19 protein-coding genes are annotated in these 18,726 nt (G+C 38.3%); 10 read left to right on the forward strand and 9 right to left on the reverse strand.

Going from position 1 to position 18,726, the window contains the following annotated elements; translation table 11 throughout:
- The first annotated feature begins 156 nt into the window (after nt 1-156).
- On the forward strand, nt 157-672 hold the full coding sequence (locus tag SHI21_RS05510) for a hypothetical protein (RefSeq protein WP_323575260.1): 516 nt from the start codon (nt 157-159) through the stop codon (nt 670-672).
- A gap of 4 nt (nt 673-676) precedes the next feature.
- Here SHI21_RS05510 and SHI21_RS05515 read toward each other — a convergent pair whose 3' ends face one another.
- From SHI21_RS05515 to SHI21_RS05525, 3 genes are all read right to left on the reverse strand, one after another.
- The gene (locus tag SHI21_RS05515) at nt 677-1,399 is read right to left on the reverse strand and encodes an FAD-dependent oxidoreductase (RefSeq protein ID WP_323575261.1); all 723 of its coding nucleotides are present in this window, start codon (nt 1,397-1,399) and stop codon (nt 677-679) included.
- Nucleotides 1,400-1,435: 36 nt separating this feature from the next.
- Nucleotides 1,436-2,614 (reverse strand): hypothetical protein, encoded by a 1,179-nt coding sequence (locus tag SHI21_RS05520; protein WP_323575262.1) that lies wholly within the window; start codon nt 2,612-2,614, stop codon nt 1,436-1,438.
- A gap of 76 nt (nt 2,615-2,690) precedes the next feature.
- Nucleotides 2,691-3,887, reverse strand: coding sequence for a MipA/OmpV family protein (locus SHI21_RS05525; protein ID WP_323575263.1), 1,197 nt, complete (start codon nt 3,885-3,887; stop codon nt 2,691-2,693).
- A 127-nt stretch (nt 3,888-4,014) separates the two neighbouring features.
- On the opposite strand from SHI21_RS05525, the gene SHI21_RS05530 reads away from it, so the two are divergent.
- Nucleotides 4,015-5,457 carry an Ada metal-binding domain-containing protein gene (locus tag SHI21_RS05530; RefSeq protein WP_323575264.1) on the forward strand — a complete coding sequence of 481 codons (1,443 nt, stop codon included), beginning with the start codon at nt 4,015-4,017 and terminating at the stop codon, nt 5,455-5,457.
- Here SHI21_RS05530 and SHI21_RS05535 read toward each other — a convergent pair.
- Complete coding sequence (locus SHI21_RS05535; protein WP_323575265.1) at nt 5,444-6,580, reverse strand: metallophosphoesterase; 1,137 nt, start codon at nt 6,578-6,580, stop codon at nt 5,444-5,446. The genes SHI21_RS05530 and SHI21_RS05535 overlap by 14 nt on opposite strands.
- A 267-nt stretch (nt 6,581-6,847) precedes the next feature.
- Between SHI21_RS05535 and SHI21_RS05540 the strand changes: the two genes are divergently transcribed.
- Both SHI21_RS05540 and SHI21_RS05545 read left to right on the forward strand, forming a co-directional pair.
- Nucleotides 6,848-7,936, forward strand: coding sequence for a BON domain-containing protein (locus tag SHI21_RS05540; RefSeq protein ID WP_323575266.1), 1,089 nt, complete (start codon nt 6,848-6,850; stop codon nt 7,934-7,936).
- A gap of 142 nt (nt 7,937-8,078) precedes the next feature.
- A complete protein-coding gene (locus SHI21_RS05545) occupies nt 8,079-8,822 on the forward strand; it encodes a PHP domain-containing protein (RefSeq protein WP_323575267.1) in 744 nt (247 codons plus the stop codon).
- 16 nt (nt 8,823-8,838) lie between these two features.
- On the opposite strand, the gene SHI21_RS05550 is transcribed toward SHI21_RS05545, so the two are convergent.
- The gene (locus SHI21_RS05550; RefSeq protein WP_323575268.1) at nt 8,839-9,369 is read right to left on the reverse strand and encodes a YceI family protein; all 531 of its coding nucleotides are present in this window, start codon (nt 9,367-9,369) and stop codon (nt 8,839-8,841) included.
- Nucleotides 9,370-9,497: 128 nt separating this feature from the next.
- Between SHI21_RS05550 and SHI21_RS05555 the strand changes: the two genes are divergently transcribed.
- The 5 genes from SHI21_RS05555 (at nt 9,498) to SHI21_RS05575 (ending at nt 15,102) form a co-directional block, all read left to right on the forward strand.
- Nucleotides 9,498-10,397, forward strand: a complete 900-nt coding sequence (locus SHI21_RS05555) for a LysR family transcriptional regulator (protein ID WP_323575269.1) — start codon at nt 9,498-9,500, stop codon at nt 10,395-10,397.
- A gap of 87 nt (nt 10,398-10,484) precedes the next feature.
- A complete protein-coding gene (locus tag SHI21_RS05560; protein ID WP_323575270.1) occupies nt 10,485-11,636 on the forward strand; it encodes an ABC transporter substrate-binding protein in 1,152 nt (383 codons plus the stop codon).
- Nucleotides 11,637-11,639: 3 nt separating this feature from the next.
- A complete protein-coding gene (locus SHI21_RS05565; protein ID WP_323575271.1) occupies nt 11,640-12,536 on the forward strand; it encodes a branched-chain amino acid ABC transporter permease in 897 nt (298 codons plus the stop codon).
- A gap of 15 nt (nt 12,537-12,551) precedes the next feature.
- Entirely contained in the window at nt 12,552-14,390 is a 1,839-nt protein-coding gene (locus tag SHI21_RS05570) for a branched-chain amino acid ABC transporter ATP-binding protein/permease (RefSeq protein ID WP_323575272.1), read from the forward strand.
- On the forward strand, nt 14,383-15,102 hold the full coding sequence (locus tag SHI21_RS05575) for an ABC transporter ATP-binding protein (RefSeq protein WP_323575273.1): 720 nt from the start codon (nt 14,383-14,385) through the stop codon (nt 15,100-15,102). The genes SHI21_RS05570 and SHI21_RS05575 overlap by 8 nt, the downstream gene beginning before the upstream one ends.
- Here the strand turns inward: SHI21_RS05575 and SHI21_RS05580 are convergent.
- From SHI21_RS05580 to SHI21_RS05590, 3 genes are read right to left on the reverse strand one after another with little or no spacing between them, the layout of a single operon-like run.
- Nucleotides 15,099-15,617 carry a hypothetical protein gene (locus SHI21_RS05580; RefSeq protein ID WP_323575274.1) on the reverse strand — a complete coding sequence of 173 codons (519 nt, stop codon included), beginning with the start codon at nt 15,615-15,617 and terminating at the stop codon, nt 15,099-15,101. The genes SHI21_RS05575 and SHI21_RS05580 overlap by 4 nt on opposite strands.
- 7 nt (nt 15,618-15,624) lie before the next feature.
- Nucleotides 15,625-16,266 carry an NAD-dependent epimerase/dehydratase family protein gene (locus tag SHI21_RS05585; RefSeq protein ID WP_323575275.1) on the reverse strand — a complete coding sequence of 214 codons (642 nt, stop codon included), beginning with the start codon at nt 16,264-16,266 and terminating at the stop codon, nt 15,625-15,627.
- A gap of 2 nt (nt 16,267-16,268) precedes the next feature.
- The gene (locus SHI21_RS05590; RefSeq protein WP_323575276.1) at nt 16,269-16,550 is read right to left on the reverse strand and encodes a hypothetical protein; all 282 of its coding nucleotides are present in this window, start codon (nt 16,548-16,550) and stop codon (nt 16,269-16,271) included.
- A 120-nt stretch (nt 16,551-16,670) separates the two neighbouring features.
- On the opposite strand from SHI21_RS05590, the gene SHI21_RS05595 reads away from it, so the two are divergent.
- Nucleotides 16,671-17,876 carry a low temperature requirement protein A gene (locus SHI21_RS05595; protein WP_323575278.1) on the forward strand — a complete coding sequence of 402 codons (1,206 nt, stop codon included), beginning with the start codon at nt 16,671-16,673 and terminating at the stop codon, nt 17,874-17,876.
- Here SHI21_RS05595 and SHI21_RS05600 read toward each other — a convergent pair.
- The gene (locus SHI21_RS05600; protein ID WP_323575279.1) at nt 17,854-18,705 is read right to left on the reverse strand and encodes a class I SAM-dependent methyltransferase; all 852 of its coding nucleotides are present in this window, start codon (nt 18,703-18,705) and stop codon (nt 17,854-17,856) included. The genes SHI21_RS05595 and SHI21_RS05600 overlap by 23 nt on opposite strands.
- Nucleotides 18,706-18,726: the final 21 nt, after the last annotated feature.

The raw sequence follows: 18,726 nt of genomic DNA on the forward strand, positions 1-18,726 counted from the left end.
AAAATGAGAATGGGTAGAGAAGCACTTCTCTCAATTAAATCGCCATGGTGCACATGGCCTTGGAACTTTTAAAAAATCATGAGGAATGAAACAAAGAGTATTGTAAATACTTTCAAATAAAAGTAGCGTTCTATAAAATAACACTCAGGTAATTATATGACGCTCTCAAGAATTGGACTTAGTTTATTTCTCGCAACGATGATGGCCACTCCTTCTTTTGCTAAAACGCAGGAATGTTTAGGAGATACGGTTGTTGCCTCTTTCATTTGCACGACGCCATTTGCTCCAGATATCAGATTTTATATGAATGAGTTTCAAACCTGTGAAAATGGCCAGATCATCGAGCTTAACCGCAGTATGTCGGGAATGAATGTTGTTTCAAATGAGGACATAGATGAAATTCACACGATTGATGCTGAGAATATTTCTGTGACTTATGCAGAAAAAAGAACACTGATTGATCCTGTAAATAGAGTTGATTATCTTTCATTTTTAATGCCGACGAGTATGGTGATGATGGATGGCGATTCAGTGATTGAAATGAAAGTGACAGATGTCATTGAACCTGATTATGAAGGAAGCGATCAGACCCACTTTATTGGGTCATATAAAATGATGAACAAAGATCACCCTTCAGAAGAAGGTAAATTAATTTGTTTCGTTTACCGCTAAAACCTTACCACCACTTCTCAAAGTGAATTCTCTCTTTTGGGATACCAAAATCCTGCAGCTCTTTAGTTAATCCATCAATAAGTGGTCTTGGCCCACAAATGAAAAAATGAGAATTAAAATTGCATTCATGTTTTTTTAGAAACTCCAGATTGATTCTGCCAGTTTCACCATTCCATTGATCGGTAGGAGTTTTAGTCACGGTGAAAATCGTGAAAGGAGCAAGTTCTTCTTTGAAGAGGATGTCTTCATCAGAAGATACAGAATAAAAAACTTTAATAGGATTTTTCTTTTTATCTACACTTCGAATCATTGAAAGCAGGGGAGTGATTCCAATACCACCGGCAATTAAAGTAAGAGAGACATTCATCAGTTCAGGAGTCAGAAAAAATTTTCCCTGGCCTTCTGTGATCATGACTTCATCGCCAAGCCTAGCTTCATTGTGAAGATATTTTGTCACAGGATGAGTCGTGGACTCTCTGACGGCGAGATCAATAAAACCCTGGTCATTGATTGAAGAAGTAATGGTGTAACCACCGATACCGATATCATTGGGGCCATAGAGGTCAATCCACTGCCCTGGTCTGAACATGTAAGAGCGCTCACCAAAATTTAATCGAAACGTTTTTATTTTTTTAGTCGCCTGCTCAATGGACGTGATTTTAGCAGGGAAAATATCAGGGGATGTTGCCAAGTGCCACTCTTTGGATAGTGAATTATTAATAGTCATAATTTCACCTGCAATAAGAGTGGTGTAAAGAAAATTTTAACTCAAGATCTTATCTCTTATGTCTTTATGGTTGAATTTCCAGATAACGCTATCAATGAAAAAATGATGAATATTAATGAAGACTGCAAAACTGATCATGAAGAACCAGGTATTAAAGTGACTGATTGAATTTAGTTCTGTGTCCAGGAAATGGGGGATGGTTTCAAAGGCCAGAATTCCGGCAACGACTAAAGCGATCATCTTAAGTGAGATAAAAAAGTTTTCTTTATTCGATTTTTCACCACGGGCCACTTCGAGTCTGTAAGCAAAGGGCAGGTACTGAAGAGAATGAAAAAATGGAATTGTTAAAAAGTAAAACTCATTTTGCCTAATCGGAGGAAACCACCAGATATGAAAGGCCACATATCCAACGAGTACATTGAGCGGGGGAAGCTTTTTGGTTTTCTGATAATTCTTATAAAAGACAAAATATAAAACCAGTGCAGAGGTAATCAAAACTGTGTATTTAAAAAATGCAATAAAGAGAACCGAAAAACCAATGGCATTTAATGGAATATTAAAGAAGTATCCAGTTGAGGTCGTGGCATCAGCAGCAGGAATACTGACAAAGAAAAAATTAAAGAAGGCGATACTGAAGAGACTTATTTTAATGAGCTGCTTTTGTCTTAAAGAGAAATTGTAAGCAGAATAATTGCCATAAACCATCATGCATCCAAAAATTTGTTTGGCGTAATGCCAGCCAACAGTGATGTACATAATGCGGACTGAAAATGCGAGTAACTCGGTTCCTAGGTTTGCCTGCTCACCAATTTGAAAGGCCAGACCAGTTTTCAGCAATAAAGAGTTCAAGTAAATGATCGCGGAGTTATTTGATATAATTTCATTAAAGTAGAAATAGCTCATCATATATAAGAATAGGAGTGCAAGGGGAACGGCGATAAGTGGAAGCCAACTTTGCAAAATAAATTTTGCTCCTCTTGTATAAGCAAAACGATAAGAAATAAGAAAATGAGGGTAGTTGCAGATAAATGATAGCCACGAAAAAAGTGTGCCTACTTGAACAAAGCGAGTCGAGATCAATTCAGAATTGGCCTTCATTGGATCAAAGATTATAAAAAGAAACCAGATGAGAATACTTAATCCACCTAAGAACCAAAAGTCTTTGACCTGGTTTGAAGTGAGTGAATGGGGTCTGTTTGTTGAAGCTATTTCCATGTGCCATCATGTCATGCAATTGTGGAGCAATGATGGAAAACGCATTTTAAATTTAACCGTGCGATTTGCTAGTCTATTAAAAGACTTTATACATGACAGTGGCTATGAATCTCACTTCATTTTGTCTGGTGACAGTGGGAGAATGGTAAACTTCTTTTCCGTAAAATTTAACTCCGGTGCTTAGGGCAAAGGTCCATTTTTTTACGAAGTGATTAATCTCAAACATTGTCCCATAATTGATTGTCGGTGAGCCTTTATAAAACTTCCATGTTGGACTCACTTCTTCTGGCTTCACTCCAAAATAATATTCCACGTAAGCTCTGTTCCAGTATTGGATAAAAAGTTGAGGTGCAAATTTCCAAGAGAGGCGATAGAAAAATTCAGGGGCAAGATTAAGTTTTAAGCTGTAACCTTTGTTTTTTAGAAAATCGTTATAGTAGGTGAATTCTACATAATTATATTTAATAATTGATCCTATGAAGACGCCTTGCTCTCTGTCATATAAACCTTGAGCTCTATAAGGCTCTCCTTCAAGTAATCCCATTCCAAGAATACTAAAGTTACCACTATTATAAAGCAGAGATCCAAGACCATTTTTATTAATAAAAAATGGGCCGTATCTAAAAAAGAAGGCGGGAATAGGTTCAACGACAGGATTGTTTTTTTGGTATTTGTCTAAATTGTTTAATCGAATATTGGTATGAATATTAACGGCCGGACCAATGTTGAGCTCATAGGCCGACATCTGACCTCTTAATTGCCAGGGATAGAGATAAAGATCTTCTTCTGATGAGCCGTTACCACTGTAAACAATAATTTTATCAACCACCGGAGATTTTAAAATTGTATTGTACTCCACCTTTATATGATCAAGATTATAAGTTTTATTATTAAAGTGAAGGACGCGGACCAGACTACATCCAGGAGATTGTTCTTCTTTTTTAAAGAAAAATTCATAATAAATGTTTTGCGCTCCTTTTAGTGAGAGGCTAATTCTTTCCGGCGAAATTTCTTTCTTATCAATTTCCAAATTAAGTTTCTTTTGAAAGAAGCTTAACTTATCCAGCAGAAAATTTATTTTTTTGGCCTGCTCGAAACTTGGGTAAGTGATATCAGTTACTTTTTTGAAAGAGCATTGTTCTTGAAGGTCAACGGTGTAGTCAAAGCTTGAACCATCACCTAATGGAATGGCCAATAGAGTCAACGATTCTGCCTTGGCAGGATTGGCGACCAGAAAAAGGATGAATAAAATAAAAGGTATGGCTTTTAGCATCTCCATTGACTATGCAATAAGAAGACCGACAGAATGTTTTTACCGATGATGTCCGAAAGTGGCCATCAATGGGATTTATTAGGGGTTATACTGATCAAGAAAAAAGGATCTTAACTTTGAGTTTGCTATGAAAAAAGAAGATATTTACTACAAAGCAATGCTCGCACGAGATCATCGATTCGATGGAAAGTTTTTTGTAGGAGTAAAAACCACGGGGATTTACTGTCGCCCAATTTGCCCTGCACGTCCAAAAAGGGAGAATGTCGAATTTTTCAATAACAGGCTGGAGGCAGAAAAAGCAGGCTACCGTCCTTGTTTACGCTGCCATCCTGAGAGTGCACCAATGTCCCCCGTGTGGATTGGGACATCAGCGATTGTTAAAAGAGCAATCAAGATCCTTCATAACCAAGAGACTCTCGATTTTGATGAAGATAAATTTGCGGCCATGTTTGGAGTTTCGGCCCGACATCTTCGCAGACTGTTCATTGAAGAGATTGGAAAAACACCAAAACAACTTGCAAGTGAAAATAGATTGAATCTTGCAAGACAACTTATTGTGGAGACGGCCCTTCCCATAACTGAAATTGCTTTTGCCTCTGGTTTTGGTTCAGTCAGAAGATTCAATGCTTCCTTCAAAGAAAGATTTAAAAGAAACCCCTCCGAAATTAGAAGAAATAAAATTACGGATGAAAATGGAATAAAGATTTCCCTTCCATACCGTCCACCATTTAATTTTGAAGCTTTAATGTACTCATATAATTTACATCGAATTGGAAAGCTGGAATGGTTTGAAAATAATCGTATGCATAGAGTGGTTGAGCATAATGGGAAAGTGGGGCAGGTCATTATCAGCAACGATCCAGAGAAGTCAAAACTCATTGTTGAAATAGATTTTCCTGACACATCTTATATTCATTCAATTGTTTCCAGAGTGAGAAATCTTTTTGATCTTGATTCTGATCCTGTGATCATCGCCAACAGCTTAGAGATGGATGCTAAAGTAAAAAAAGTTTTAAAGAAACATCCGGGAATTCGTATTCCCTCGGGATGGGACCCATTTGAAATAGGGATGGCCACAATTCTTGGACAGTTAGTAAGTATAGAACAAGGACGCAATTTAGTCGATCAGTTGATTGAGGCCGCAGGTACTCCATCTGGCCTTGTCATTGATGGTGAAAATATAAAATTATTTCCGACTCCAGAGGCCATTTTAAAATGTGATCTACAAAATGTAAGGACAACATTAATTAGAAAAAATACCTTAATAGAATTTTCCAAAGCAGTTATTGAAGGAAGAGTCTCTCTTGAGCCGACTCAGGAAGTTGAAGGATTTATAAAAAGTGTGATGGCCCTTAAAGGGATTGGCAGATGGACTGCCGATTACATGGCGCTGAAAGTTTTAAGAAGTACCGATGCCTTTCCCTCTACGGATTTAATTCTGGCACGTGTCCTTGAATTGCATCCGAGTGAAGTGATAGAGAAGATGAGCCCATGGCGAGGTTATGCGGCCGCTCTTTTTTGGCGTGAGTACTCAGTTCCACTTAAGAAAATTAATTCTAAGAAGTCTTAGTCAGTGTCGCTAATGTAATTTCTGAAGCAATTCCAAAACGGTTTGCAGGGCCCCAGTAACCTGTTCCTGGATTTACATAAAGCCACATTTCTCCGTGACGATTGAGTCCACGATAAAATTTGTGAGCAAGGGGAATGAGTAAACTAAAAGGAAAAAATTGTCCGGCATGAGTATGACCGGAAAACTGTAAGTGAAAACCCTGTTCTTCTGCTAGTGAATAGGGATCAGGTCTATGAGCTAATAAAATATTAAAGTCTGTTTTGATTTGGGTGAAACGTGCCTTTTTTAAATCGGGACGAAAGCTCTCGCCAAGTTGACCTGCCATGGGATCGGGAATACCGGCCAATAGAATCTTTGATCCATTGATTTCAATAATTTTATTTTCATTTTCTAAAATCGTTAAACCAACATTTCTAAGCTCACTAAAAAGAGTTTTCATCCCCCAATAGTATTCGTGATTTCCTGTTACGTAGAAAACTCCATGACGAGATTTTAAATCAGACAATGGTTGTAAGTGTTGTTTGATTGATTCAGTATGAGCATCAACTAAATCACCAGTGATCACAATAATATCTGGATCAAGTTCATTCGTTTTTTCTACAACTCTTCTTACATAACGACTTTGAATGGTCGGGCCGATATGCAAATCGCTGATCTGGGCAATTCTTATATATTCAAGAGAGGGGTGTAAATCGGGGATAGGAATATTCACTTTAACAATTTTAGGTCCACGCACGACTGAAATAAAGCCAAAGACCGTCATACATAAGGCCAACAAGAAAATTCCAAAATGAGCGTTGCTCGTAAGGAAGCTTACACCATGATTAAAAAAGGCATACCCCACTGCGACGATATCAATAGGAATCGCAATCATTATATACGTTCCCCAAAAACCCATGAAGGTTGAGCCTACCCAACTTAAAATCATAAACCATGGCGTTTTAAACACTTCTGGCCTTGATCTATTGATAAAAATTGAACTCACCATTGATGCAAAAAAAACAAAGGAGATCAAAATCATCGTGTATTGATGAAGAGGATTTATTTGAATTGCTTTAAAACATGTATAAGCAAAAAAGAAACTTAGGACGAGGATTAGTCTAATCATAATGTCTTTGATCATACGATCTCCTTATATAGATGCAAATCAAAAATATAAGGATGACTCGAAATACAAAAATGTTAATAACCCAATAATGCCCCTTACAGTTTGGAATAATTCCATAACACACATAGAAGAAGCACAAAATGCGTCGCTTTTAGCGTGATATTTTTGGCACGTTAACTGCTTCAAGTATGTGTTCCAAATTTTCTAACAAAAAAAAAGAAGAGCTAAAATTTCAAAAAAAACATTCTACAAAAGTAGAACTTTAAAAACATGGAGGCATTTATGAACCGCAAACACAGAAACCAAAGCATGCAATCTCAACAACCAAGAGGGACTCGTGCAGGACAACAATTCAACCAAAATTATGGATCGAACCAAAGTTATGGTTCAAGTCATTCTGATCAAGACCAAGATTATGAAGGAATGCAAACGGGACCACGCTCGAGAAATTTCTCAGGAAATTCTTCTTGGTCAGCTGATGATTCAGCTTTAGATAACACAAGATCATCTTCTCAATCATACCGTGATACAGATTACGATCTGGATGGTTCAACTTACGGGGGCCAAGGCCGCTCACCAAGAGGAATGGATAGAAATTTTGGTGGAAGACTTGGAGCTTCTGAGTATGGATCATCATATGGATCTACCTATGGTGAATATGAAACTAACGATAGAAACAGACAACCATCAAGATATTCACCTTTAGATGAAGACAGATACTCTGGATCAGACAGAGGATCAAGATTCGCTTCAGATAGAAATATGGATAGATCAGGATCTTCATCTGAAAGATTTGGATATCCATCAAACATGAATGCTTGGTCAGGAGCTGACCGCTCTTATAATTCGGGAAGAACTCCTGGAAGAATGGGGCAAGGAACATTTGGAACACAAGATATGGATTCAACAAATCTACATTCATATGGAGCAGCTGGAACATCTGCTTTCGGAACATTTGGTGACGGCGTTGCTGATCGTTCAGATTGGGGATCAACACACTCTAACTTAAGAAACTTCCATGGGAAAGGTCCTAAAGGATATAAACGTTCTGACGATCGTATTAAAGAAGACGTTTGTGAAACGCTTGCACGCGATCCTAGAATCGATGCAAGTGAAATCGAAGTGAAAGTTGATAATGCAATGGTCACTTTATCAGGAACAGTTGATAGCAGAGAAGTAAAACGTGCAGCTGAAATGATTATTGAAAATCTTTCAGGTGTTGATGACGTTAAAAACGATCTCAAGGTAAAACGCTCTGAAGAAGCAGGATATGACATGCAAGCTTCTTCTGGGACAAGCAGATTAAACTCTGGAGCTTCTAGCTCTCAGACTTCAAAATCAACTTCTACTAAAGGCACAAGTCACATTTAGGTATGATGACATGGGCCCTCTGAGAAATCAGAGGGCCTTTTTTTTATTTATAATACATTCCACAATTATCAGGATTTTATCAAGGAAGAGTTGACCGAATCTTAACGGGACAACTTGTGCATTTTCTCGCACTCTCTACTTAATGATTTTAACAGATCTTCATATTCACTCAACATACAGTGATGGACATTTAACCATCCCTGAGCTTGTTGACTTCTATGGCAAAAAGAATTTTAAAATCATTGCTATAACAGATCATCTTTGTGAAGAAGGAACATTTTTAGGAAAGGCCTCCAACTTTCTGGAAAAAACTCTGACCAAAGATTCATTTCCATTCTATTTAAAGCTGATTGAACGAGAGGCGGCAAGAGCAATGGAAGAATATGGAATGCTGGTTATTCCAGGAGTGGAGTTTACTAAAAACTCCTTATACTTCAAAAGATCAGCACACATCTTAGCTTTAGGAATTAAAGAATATGTGTCAGCAGATAAAAATATTCATGAACTCCTTAGTGAAATAAAAAAGCAGGGCGCGCTTTCAATTGCTGCTCACCCGGTTTCTACCAGGATGGTGGAGCATCAAACTTATCATTTGTGGGATAATCGCGAAGAGTTAACAGATAAGATTGATGCATGGGAAGTGGCGAGCGGCCCGCATTTCTTTGAGGAAGTTTTTGATAGTGGTTTAAGACTTATCGCTAATTCAGATTTTCACCACCCGAAACAAATTAATTCGTGGAAGACAAAAATCGATTGCGAACTAAATTTTGAATCGATGTGTACAGCAATCAAAGAGCAACGAATTGAGTTTATTCAATACTCCGAATTCAATTCGAAATCCGTCGGACTTCAGCAATTAGTAACAAACGAAGGTGTTCATTACTAATTGCTGGAGTTTTTTATTAAACAGCTTTTACGAATTGTACATCGATAGAAATGCTGACTTCATCACCAACTAATAAACCACCAGCTTCAAGGGCCGCGTTCCAAGTTAATCCAAAATCTTTACGGCTAATCTTTGTTGTGGCCGAAGCTCCAATCTTAGCATTCCCCCACGGGTCTTTTAATTCTTCACTCGGTCCTTCTACATCCAATGTCACCGCATTTGTCACACCGTGAATTGTCAGGCTGCCGATGATTCTTAAATCACCTCCATTTTTTTCAATGCGAGTCGATTTAAAAGTAAGTGTTGGGTATTTCTCGACATCAAAAAAGTCCGCACTTTTTAAGTGGGTGTCTCTTTGTGCTTCGCGAGTATTAATGCTTGCCACATCAATAGTAACATCGACAGTTGAGTTAGATGGATTTGCTGCATCGTAAATAAATGTTCCGCTTAATTTTTCAAATCCACCATGAACTTTGGCGATCATCATATGTTTAATTGAAAAGTTTGCTGAAGAGTGTGAAGGGTCGATTTGGTAAGTGTTACTCATATAGTTCTCCTAAGTATTTTTGTATTCAAGTCAGTCTTGATCCTTATGACTACTTTACGGCCGATTGCTATATTTTATTAGATAGGAATAACTGGAATTATAATTCAGCCTAATGTATAATCATTTTCATGGATTTCAACGAAGTAGCTATATTTATCAAAGTTGTTCAAGAAGGAAGTTTCTCTAAGGCGGCCGCTGGCCTTGGAATGCCTAATTCTACAGTCAGTGCCAAGATTTCTTCATTGGAGAAAAGACTCGGTGTCACACTGATTCAAAGAACGACAAGAAAACTCAATATCACTCCAGCTGGTACAGCTTATTTCAAAAGATGCATGCTGGGACTAGAGGAGATTAAAGCGGCCGAAGCTGAGATCGCCAATCTTCAAGGTGAGCCTCAAGGGTTACTGCGAATTACTGCACCGACTGAATTAGGAAGTACTGTGCTTCCTCAATTAGTTTCAGAGTACACAAAAAAATATCCTAAAGTGCGCATTGAAATTTTACTGACAGATAGAAGAGTCGATCTTTTAAGTGAGAACATTGATCTTGCGATTCGTGCAGGAGAGATGAAAGACTCAACATTAATTGCCAGAAGAGTTGGTGCCATTTATTTTGCCCCCTTTGCTTCGCCAAAATATTTAAAAGCAAAAGGTAACCCAACACATCCAAGAGAATTAAAACAACACAGCTGCTTGCAATTCACTCCACTAGGAGTTGATGAATGGAAGATGACGAGTTCTAAAGGTTCTCTCAATGTTCCTTTGTCTGCTCGCGTTTTAATAAATGATATGGCAGCATTAAAAAAGATGGCCGTGATGGGAGATGGTATTGTTTTTCTTCCTACCTATTATTGTTATACAGAAGTAAGTAATAAGCAGCTTATACGCATTCTTCCCGAGTGGAGATCGAATTTAGCTCCTGTGCACTTTGTGTATCCCGCGCAGAGATTTGTAACGCCAAAGCTTAGTGCATTTATGGCAATGGCAAGTGATGCAATCAAAAAAAGCTTCGAAGATTTTGAAATTTAAAAAACACTATTCAATCAATAGTTGAACGTTTTACACTAAGAAGTTCCTGAAATTTAGCACTTTAATATTCACAACTAGGAGTACTCAATGAAGCGCAATGTTATATTGATCAGCTTATTATGTCTGGCAATGTTCGGATGTAACAAAAAATCTGACGAAATTAAAATAGGAGTTTACGGACCATTCTCTGGTGGATCAGCACCAATGGGTGTTTCAATGAGAAATGGAGCGAGAATCGCAGTAGAAGAAATCAATGCTGCTGGTGGAGTGCTTGGAAAAAAAATCGCTTTGATCGATCGTGATGATGAAGCAAAGAATGAGCGTGGTGGACAAATCATGCAAGAGCTTCTTGATAAAGAAGGTGTCGTAGCAGTTCTGGGACCAGCTAACACTGGTGTAGCAAACGCATCTACTCAATACACAAACCAAAAGAAAATTCCTCAAATCATCAACATCGCTGCTGGTGCAAAGGTTAATGAATTCTTCGCAACAAATCCTGAAAACTATATTTTCAGAATTGCTGCTAACGATGACATCCAATCAAAAGTTATTGTTGGTCAGGCATTAAAAAGAGGAGCTAAAAAACCAGCTCTACTTTGTGATGACACTAACTACGGACAAAATGGCCGTGAAAAAATGGAAGCTGTTCTAGCTGCTGCTGGTGTAAAACCAGTTTACGTTGGAAAATTTAAACTGAAAGATTCAGACATGACGGCTCAACTTCAAGAAGCAAAAGCTGCTGGAGCTGACGTTATTCTAGCTTACGGAATCGGACCTGAGTTAGCTGCAGTATCAAACTCAATGGATCGTATTTCTTGGAAAGTTCCAATGATTGGTTCATGGACATTATCAATGTCAAACTACACAACTAACGCTGGGAAAAATGGTAACGGAACAATGATGCCACAAACTTTCATTGAATCAGTTGCAACTTCTCCAAAGCAACAAGCTTTCCTAAAAGCTTACAATGATAAATTCAAAGAATCTCCAATCTCTTCAGCTGTATCAGCTGCTCAAGGTTACGATTCAGTTTATCTTCTTAAACTTGCAATGGAGCAAGCAGGGTCAACTGAAGGTGTGAAAATTAAAAACGCTCTTGAAAACCTGACTGCAACTTATGAAGGTTTGACTGGAACTTATACAAAACCATTCTCATCGACAGATCACGAAGCAATCAAAGAAGCTAACGTAATGCTTGGTATGGTTCAAGACGGAAAAATTATTTCATCGGAAAAATAAAAAATGACTGAAGTTCTACAACTTATTATTTCAGGTGCAATTCAGGGTATGATCTATGCCCTGATTGCATTTGGTTACAATTTAACTTTTTCTACTTCAAAAACCATTAACTTCTCTCTCGGGCAAATTGTTATGCTCGGGGGAGTGACTGGTTATATCTTGTATATAGATATGCAAAGTGGGCACTTATCGGGACTACCTTTCATTGTTCCTTTATTAGGTGTTCTTGTTGTAGGAACTCTTGCCGGCGCTCTTGTTCACAAGACTGCTGTTGAACCTTCTTTAAAATTTAAATCAGAGTACACATGGATTCTTGCCACTCTTGCAGTGGGGATCATCGTTAAAAACGGTGTTGAACAGCTTTGGTCTACTGGAGATTATAAAATGTTATCACCACTAGGTGATGACGTTATAAGATTTGGTGGAATTGGAGTGTACGCACAAGAGATTTTGATTGTCATCGTCTCTCTCGGCATTGTTGTTGGTGTAGAGATGTTTAAAAGAAAAACGATCTACGGAAAAGCGATTCAGGCCGTCAGTGAAGATAAAGCGACAGCAAGTTTAATGGGGATTCCTGAAAAATTTGTTATCACAGTTTCTTTTATGATGAGTGCTGCGATTGCTGCTATTGCTGGATTGTTAGTTGCTCCTCTTACTTTTGTTTCCGCTACCATGGGAACAGTACTAGGGATCAAAGCTTATTCGGTGTCTATCATCGGAGGCCTTGAATCAGGTTTTGGTCCACTGGTGGGCGGACTGATTTTAGGAATTTCTGAGACATTAACAGCAAGATATATTTCAACCGGATATAAAGAGATGCCAGGATTTATTTTCCTGATCATCGTTATTCTTTTTAAACCAAACGGACTGTTTGGGAAAAAGATTATTAAAAAGGTCTAGGACAAAGGAAACACATTGAAAAAAGCAGAACTCACAGGAACGCAAAGAACGATCAAAATTCTTCAGCTCCTTCTTATATTAGTACCATTCACTTTGCCTTTATGGGCCTCAAGTGAATATTACGTTCATAGTATTTTAGGCCGTATTTTTATTTATACTATTCTTGTTGTATCTCTCGATTTGGTTGTTGGATACATTGGAGATATCTCTATTGGTCACGCCGGGCTTTTTGCAGTCGGTGCATACACAATGGGGATTTTGAATTCAACAGCAGCAGCTAACGCTGGCTCAACAATGCACATCTTTTTAGAATGGCCTTTTTTGCCATCCTTAATCGTCGCCGTCATTGTCACAGGATTTTTTGGATTCCTTCTTGGATTTCCCTCACTCAGAACCAGCGGCCCATACCTTGCCGTAACAACTATTGCTTATGGACTTATCATTTATACTTTTATTAATGAGCAAGAAGGTCTGACGAATGGAACGAAGGGGATTCAGATGGCCCCATTAAATTTCTTTGGCATTGGATTCAACGACAATAAGTTTATCTGGATCGTGTATCCATTTTTACTTTTAGTTATGTATTTTAAAAGCAACCTTTCAAAAAGTTTTTGGGGACGCGCTTTTGAGGCCATTAAATTTAGTAATATCGCAGCGGAGAGTTCTGGGATTTCAAAAGTTCGTTTTAAACTAACAGCTTTTATCATGTCGGCCTGTATCGCTGGTCTTGCCGGAGCATTGTTCACTCATCTTGATAGCTACATTGCACCTAACACATTCAGCATGGACTTCTCAGTTCTTGCCTTAATGGCGCTTATCTTTGGTGGAGTAAGATCAACTTTTGGTAACATCATCGGGATGGCCTTAGTTGTAATTCTTCCGGATTTATTCACATGGTTTAAAGATTACCGCTTAATGGTTTTTGGGATTCTTCTTTTATTAACACTGTTTTTCCTTCCCAATGGATTAGCAGGATTATTTAGAAAGCATTTTCCAAAACTTTTTGAAAAGCCAAAACCAATCTTCACAGCAAGTGACAGATCGAAAATTGAATTCAAAATGGAAGAGTGTAAAGATGGGCACACTCCACTTGACCTCGACCAAGTAGAAATGCGCTTTGGTGGTCTGGTTGCCGTTAATAAGTTAAGTCTTAAAGTCCTTCCAGGAACAATCCATGGACTAATGGGGCCAAACGGTTCCGGTAAATCGACAACAGTAAACGTGATCACTGGTCTTTATAATCAAACGACGGGTGTTGTGAATGCATTTGGAAAATCAATTGGAAAACTTAAGCCTCATGAAAGAGCGCAAATGGGAATCGCCAGAACTTTCCAAAATCTTCAACTCTTCGGTGATTTGACTGTCCTGGAAAATGTTCAGGTTGGTTTACATAAACATTATAAGTCTTCTTTCTTTGCTGTGCTTTTGGGACTTCCATCAGTTGGCAGAGAAGAAAAAGAAAAACAAATTGAAGCTTATCGTTTATTAGAATTTGTTGGTCTGGAAACATTAGCAAATGAGCAGGCAAAAAATCTTGCTTACGGACAATCAAGAAGACTTGAAATTGCCCGTGCGATGGCATTAAAACCAAAACTAATTTTATTAGATGAGCCAGCAGCAGGTCTGACAACTCTTGAGATCAATGAGTTTAATCAGATCATTTTAAAAATTAAATCTGCCGGAATTGCCGTTCTTCTGATTGAACATCACATGGATATGATGATGAAGATTTCAGACGAGATTACAGTACTGGATTTCGGGAAAAAGATTGCAGAAGGTAAACCTCGCGATGTTCAGGCAAACCCTGAAGTTGTAAAAGCTTATCTTGGTGCTGAAGGAGCAATCAATGCTTAAAGTTAATGACGTCGCTGTAAGTTACGGTGGTATTAAAGCGGTTAGAGGGATTTCAATTGAACTTAAGCCTGGAGAGCTAGTCGCTCTGATCGGGTCTAATGGTGCAGGAAAAACATCTCTTCTGAAAGCAATTTCAGGTCAGATTGAAATTGACCAAGGCTCTATCTTTATTGATGGAAAAGATATGAAAGGTATCAGCGCTCACAATCGTGTGAAGCTGGGACTTGCTCATTGTCCAGAAGCGAGAAAGATTTTTGGAAATCAAAGTGTCATGGACAACCTTTTATTAGGAGCATTCCTGCGCTTTAAAACTGAAAAGAGGGCCGCAATCAATGAAACTATTGAAGAAGTTTTTACTATTTTTCCAAAGCTAAAAGATCGTCAGAATCAACAAGCAGGAACGATGTCAGGTGGTGAGCAGCAAATGCTTGCAATCGGACGTGCACTCATGCTGAAACCAAAGATTCTTATTCTTGATGAGCCATCAATGGGGCTTGCTCCGGTTATTATCGATGAAGTTTTCAATGTTGTTGCAAAAATTAGAGATACAAGAACATGCTCGATTCTTTTAGTAGAGCAGCTTGCTTACAGAGCACTTCAGCTTGCTGATAGAGCTTATGTATTAGAACAAGGTGTAGTTCGTATTGAAGGGACAGGAAAGGAACTACAAAATAGTCCTGAAGTCCGTAGTGCTTACTTAGGTGGGCATTAATTTTTTATTTTTTTAATTAAAATCTGCTCAATAAAAATGTTAATGAGTTCTTTCTCTTTTTCATTTTTATTGAGCTCTGATTGTTCAAGCAGGTGATAGGCCTTTTTTGCTTCATCAGAGTCTATTTCGAAATAATCCCTATCTTTCGTCCATCCATATCCCCAGGCATAAGCAGCATTTCCGGGTTTTCCTCCCATGCGCACACCTAGGTACATTAAAAAACCATTAAGTGAATCACTGGCATTTTTCACACACCTTTCTAGTTCTTTATCGGAAGCGATGCGCTCATCTTTTGTTCCACCAATCCAGTAGTGCATGTCGTGAGTAAAACAACAGTCGGCCCATTGTTTCGGATCGGTAAATTTCCCGTCAGGCCACTCAGAGCAATAATCAGTGGTAAATGGTCTAAGGAACAATCCTTTATCTACCAATTCGTCTTTACGATTTGGATTAGGACTTAAAAGAGCACAGGAAACAAAAGTCATCATGAAGATTAGAAGAATTATTTTTTTCATGGATTTATTAAATATCAACCGCGTTTATTATTTTTATTTTAGGAGCAGGATTTTGTCCTTCTTTTAACATTCTGGTCGTTAGCGTTTCTATTTTAGTGGCGATGGTTTTTTCAATCTTTTCTGGAAGAATCGGCGAAAGCATATCCAAAAGAGAAATAGCAAATTTTTCACCGGTTCTTTTTTCAGCACGTTCACCTATCAGGAGTCCAGGTCTTAAAAGAATAAGACGGTTGAGTTGCATATCCATCAATGCATGTTCAGTTTCACCTTTGATTTGATTATAAAACACAGCAGATTTGGGATTGGCCATGTTAGCAGAAACCACAGTGAGAGATTGAGCTTTGTGATACTCGGCCACTTTTCCGAAGTTTACGACAGCATCGTAATCTACTTTTTTAAAATTCTCTTTGCTACCAGCAGTTTTTATTGTTGTGCCTAAAGCGCAAAAATAAATATCACCTTTCATCTCATCTTTATGATCCATAAGATTGGCAAAGTCGGGAACGATCACTTCTTTGAGTTTGGGATTATTAAGGCCAAGAGATTTTCTGGTAACCGAAATCACCTGAGTTGTGGCCTTGTCTTGTAAAAGCTTAGAGAGCAACAGGGATCCTACGAGCCCTGTTGAACCTGTTATAACGGCAATCAAGATTAAAGTGCTTCAGCGATAGCTGTTCCGTAGTAAGTAATAACGACTGTACAGAATTTTCCAGTAGGTCCAGCAAATGTATTGTAAATAGCTGGGCGTTTGCTTCTTTCATCAACAGTGATTTGAACAAATGTTGAAGGCCCTTCAGAACCTGTTACAGTTCCGCAAAGTTCAGCAACTTTTCTTTCTTTGTTAACATACGTGTATGAATCGATTTTAACATCTGCAGCGAATGCAGTTGAGCTTAACAGAGCAAGAGCAAGTACCATCATTAGTTTGCGCATAAAAAACCTCCAAGATTATTTTTTATTCGTTGAGTCTCACTAAGGATAGTACCAAACAAATAGACTTGAAACTTTTTTGTCATTAAAATCTCTTTCATTACATATCAGGAGAGGAATTGTATGGCATTTGTCGGTAAGGCACATTTACTGCGCGTAAGAGATGGGCATGAGGCCAAAGTTTCGAACATGGAGCTTTTCTTCGACCTGATTTATGTCTTTGCTGTCACACAAATTTCACACTTACTTTTGGGCAATTTAACGGAATTGAATGCGTTACAGTCTTTGGTTCTATGGTTTGGAGTATGGCTCGCATGGCAATACACTTGTTGGCTAACCAATTGGTTTGATCCGGATAAAGTTTCAATGCGCTTGATGCTCTTTACAATTATGTTCATCGCACTTTTAGGCGCAGTTGCTCTTCCACATGCATTTAGTAATCAGAATCAAGCATGGGTCTTGGGGATAACATTTGCTTCGCTTCATTTTATAAGAAATGTTTTTGTTCTCCTTAATCTGGGAGCTAAGCATCCTTTGACTCCCAATTATAGAAGAATGTTTGTATGGGGCACACTCACTGCAACTTTTTGGGTCTTAGGAGCGATGAATCTTGATGTGATGATGCGTTTATTGTTTTGGGCACTCGCCGTGAGTTGTGATTACTTTTCTCCGATGATTGGTTTTCCTGTGCCATTTTTAGGAAGATCAAATACCAAAGAGTGGACAGTCGAAGGCGGGCATATGGCCGAACGCTGCCAGCTGTTTGTAATCGTCGCCCTTGGTGAAACACTTCTAATTTCCGGAGCGACTTTAAGTGGTGCTCATCATGTTGATACGCCAATGTTAATTGCTTTTTTTGTTTCATTTATTAGCAGTGTCGCGATGTGGTGGATTTATTTTGATACCAGCAGTAAAGATGGCTCACATGCCATCACAAGATCTGATGATCCGGGCAGAATCGCTTCTTACTTTGGTTATGTACACGTTATTTTAATTGCAGGAGTTATTGTTTCGGCAGTGGCATCTGAATTATACCTGGCCCATCCTCCGCAAAAGATGGATCTTACTCTCGTGGTTGTCTTAATCAGCGGCCCGGCGATTTATTTAATTGGAAATATTTTTTATAAAAGAATTATTTATAACCACTATCCCTTATCGCATTTAGTAGGGTTAGCACTTCTGGCGCTTCTTATCCCGATTTCTTTTCTGACTGATCTATTGATGGTTGGAATTTTAACGATGCTGGTTTTGGTTATGGTGGCGGTGTGGAGTAGTTTAAAAAGAAAGACACTCGCACCAGAGGGCGCTAAACATCATGCCTCTTCCTGAAAATAATAACAGCAGCTCCTCCTAAGTTCTTATAGTAGGGAACGTACTTGCATAAAGTATGATCAACTTTTTCAAGGAAGCTCGCCTTCGTATTCTTGCGGCTTCTGACGAACTTATCCAGCCTTGATAAAATCAGGCTTCTTTCTACTGTTATATCCGGAAAGAAATTTTCAATGAGCTCTAGGTCAACTTTGTTAAGTTTACGTTCATCTTCTGTAATATGTTTTTCAAATGAAGGTTTATTGGGAATAAACATTTTTACCAGAGTGGTGTTTCTTAAATTATCCAGGATGGGAACTTCAATTGGCTCTCTGAAAATAGCAAGAGCTCCTTTTTTTAAGACTCTTCTGACTTCTTTAATAGATTTTACAATATCGACATGATGAAGAATATCTATACCGGCCACCACTTCAAAGCTTTCATCTGCAAAGGGAAGTTCTTCAGCAACACTGACAATAAAATGTCCTTCGACGTTATTTTCTTTAAAGAGTGTTTTACAAGACTCAATATTATTCTCACAAATATCAAAGCCCGTTACTTTAAAACCTGCTCGTGAAAAGCGTAAAGCGTTGTCACCTGGGCCACAACCAAAGTCCAGTAGGTTCACTTCTGTTTTCATTTTTGAAGTCAGTTCACGATAACTAATGATGGGTACTTCATAGGTACGCCAGTAGCTATTCCATGGTCTTCGTTCAGTCCCATGAATCACTCCATCAATAGGAGAGAAATCGATGTTTCCCGAAATCTTATTTTGTTCAAAATATTTTTCATAATATTCTTTTTCACGATGTTGCCGTTGAGTAAACTTTACGTTTGGTAAATGGGGCATGTCGTACTCCTCTGGATTACT

It is taken from the genome of Bacteriovorax sp. PP10, from assembly GCF_035013165.1.
Lineage (GTDB): Bacteria > Bdellovibrionota > Bacteriovoracia > Bacteriovoracales > Bacteriovoracaceae > Bacteriovorax > Bacteriovorax antarcticus.

Excerpts from the sequence above, each read along its gene's own strand:
- SHI21_RS05545 (WP_323575267.1), top strand. The coding sequence starts at position 8,079 with ATGATTTTAACAGATCTTCATATTCACTCAACATACAGTGATGGACAT.
- SHI21_RS05515 (WP_323575261.1), bottom strand. The coding sequence starts at position 1,399 with ATGACTATTAATAATTCACTATCCAAAGAGTGGCACTTGGCAACATCC.
- SHI21_RS05560 (WP_323575270.1), top strand. The coding sequence starts at position 10,485 with ATGAAGCGCAATGTTATATTGATCAGCTTATTATGTCTGGCAATGTTC.
- SHI21_RS05550 (WP_323575268.1), bottom strand. The coding sequence starts at position 9,369 with ATGAGTAACACTTACCAAATCGACCCTTCACACTCTTCAGCAAACTTT.
- SHI21_RS05520 (WP_323575262.1), bottom strand. The coding sequence starts at position 2,614 with ATGGAAATAGCTTCAACAAACAGACCCCATTCACTCACTTCAAACCAG.
- SHI21_RS05600 (WP_323575279.1), bottom strand. The coding sequence starts at position 18,705 with ATGCCCCATTTACCAAACGTAAAGTTTACTCAACGGCAACATCGTGAA.
- SHI21_RS05565 (WP_323575271.1), top strand. The coding sequence starts at position 11,640 with ATGACTGAAGTTCTACAACTTATTATTTCAGGTGCAATTCAGGGTATG.
- SHI21_RS05535 (WP_323575265.1), bottom strand. The coding sequence starts at position 6,580 with ATGATCAAAGACATTATGATTAGACTAATCCTCGTCCTAAGTTTCTTT.
- SHI21_RS05590 (WP_323575276.1), bottom strand. The coding sequence starts at position 16,550 with ATGCGCAAACTAATGATGGTACTTGCTCTTGCTCTGTTAAGCTCAACT.
- SHI21_RS05575 (WP_323575273.1), top strand. The coding sequence starts at position 14,383 with ATGCTTAAAGTTAATGACGTCGCTGTAAGTTACGGTGGTATTAAAGCG.
- SHI21_RS05530 (WP_323575264.1), top strand. The coding sequence starts at position 4,015 with ATGAAAAAAGAAGATATTTACTACAAAGCAATGCTCGCACGAGATCAT.
- SHI21_RS05525 (WP_323575263.1), bottom strand. The coding sequence starts at position 3,887 with ATGCTAAAAGCCATACCTTTTATTTTATTCATCCTTTTTCTGGTCGCC.
- SHI21_RS05540 (WP_323575266.1), top strand. The coding sequence starts at position 6,848 with ATGAACCGCAAACACAGAAACCAAAGCATGCAATCTCAACAACCAAGA.
- SHI21_RS05580 (WP_323575274.1), bottom strand. The coding sequence starts at position 15,617 with ATGAAAAAAATAATTCTTCTAATCTTCATGATGACTTTTGTTTCCTGT.
- SHI21_RS05510 (WP_323575260.1), top strand. The coding sequence starts at position 157 with ATGACGCTCTCAAGAATTGGACTTAGTTTATTTCTCGCAACGATGATG.
- SHI21_RS05555 (WP_323575269.1), top strand. The coding sequence starts at position 9,498 with ATGGATTTCAACGAAGTAGCTATATTTATCAAAGTTGTTCAAGAAGGA.
- SHI21_RS05595 (WP_323575278.1), top strand. The coding sequence starts at position 16,671 with ATGGCATTTGTCGGTAAGGCACATTTACTGCGCGTAAGAGATGGGCAT.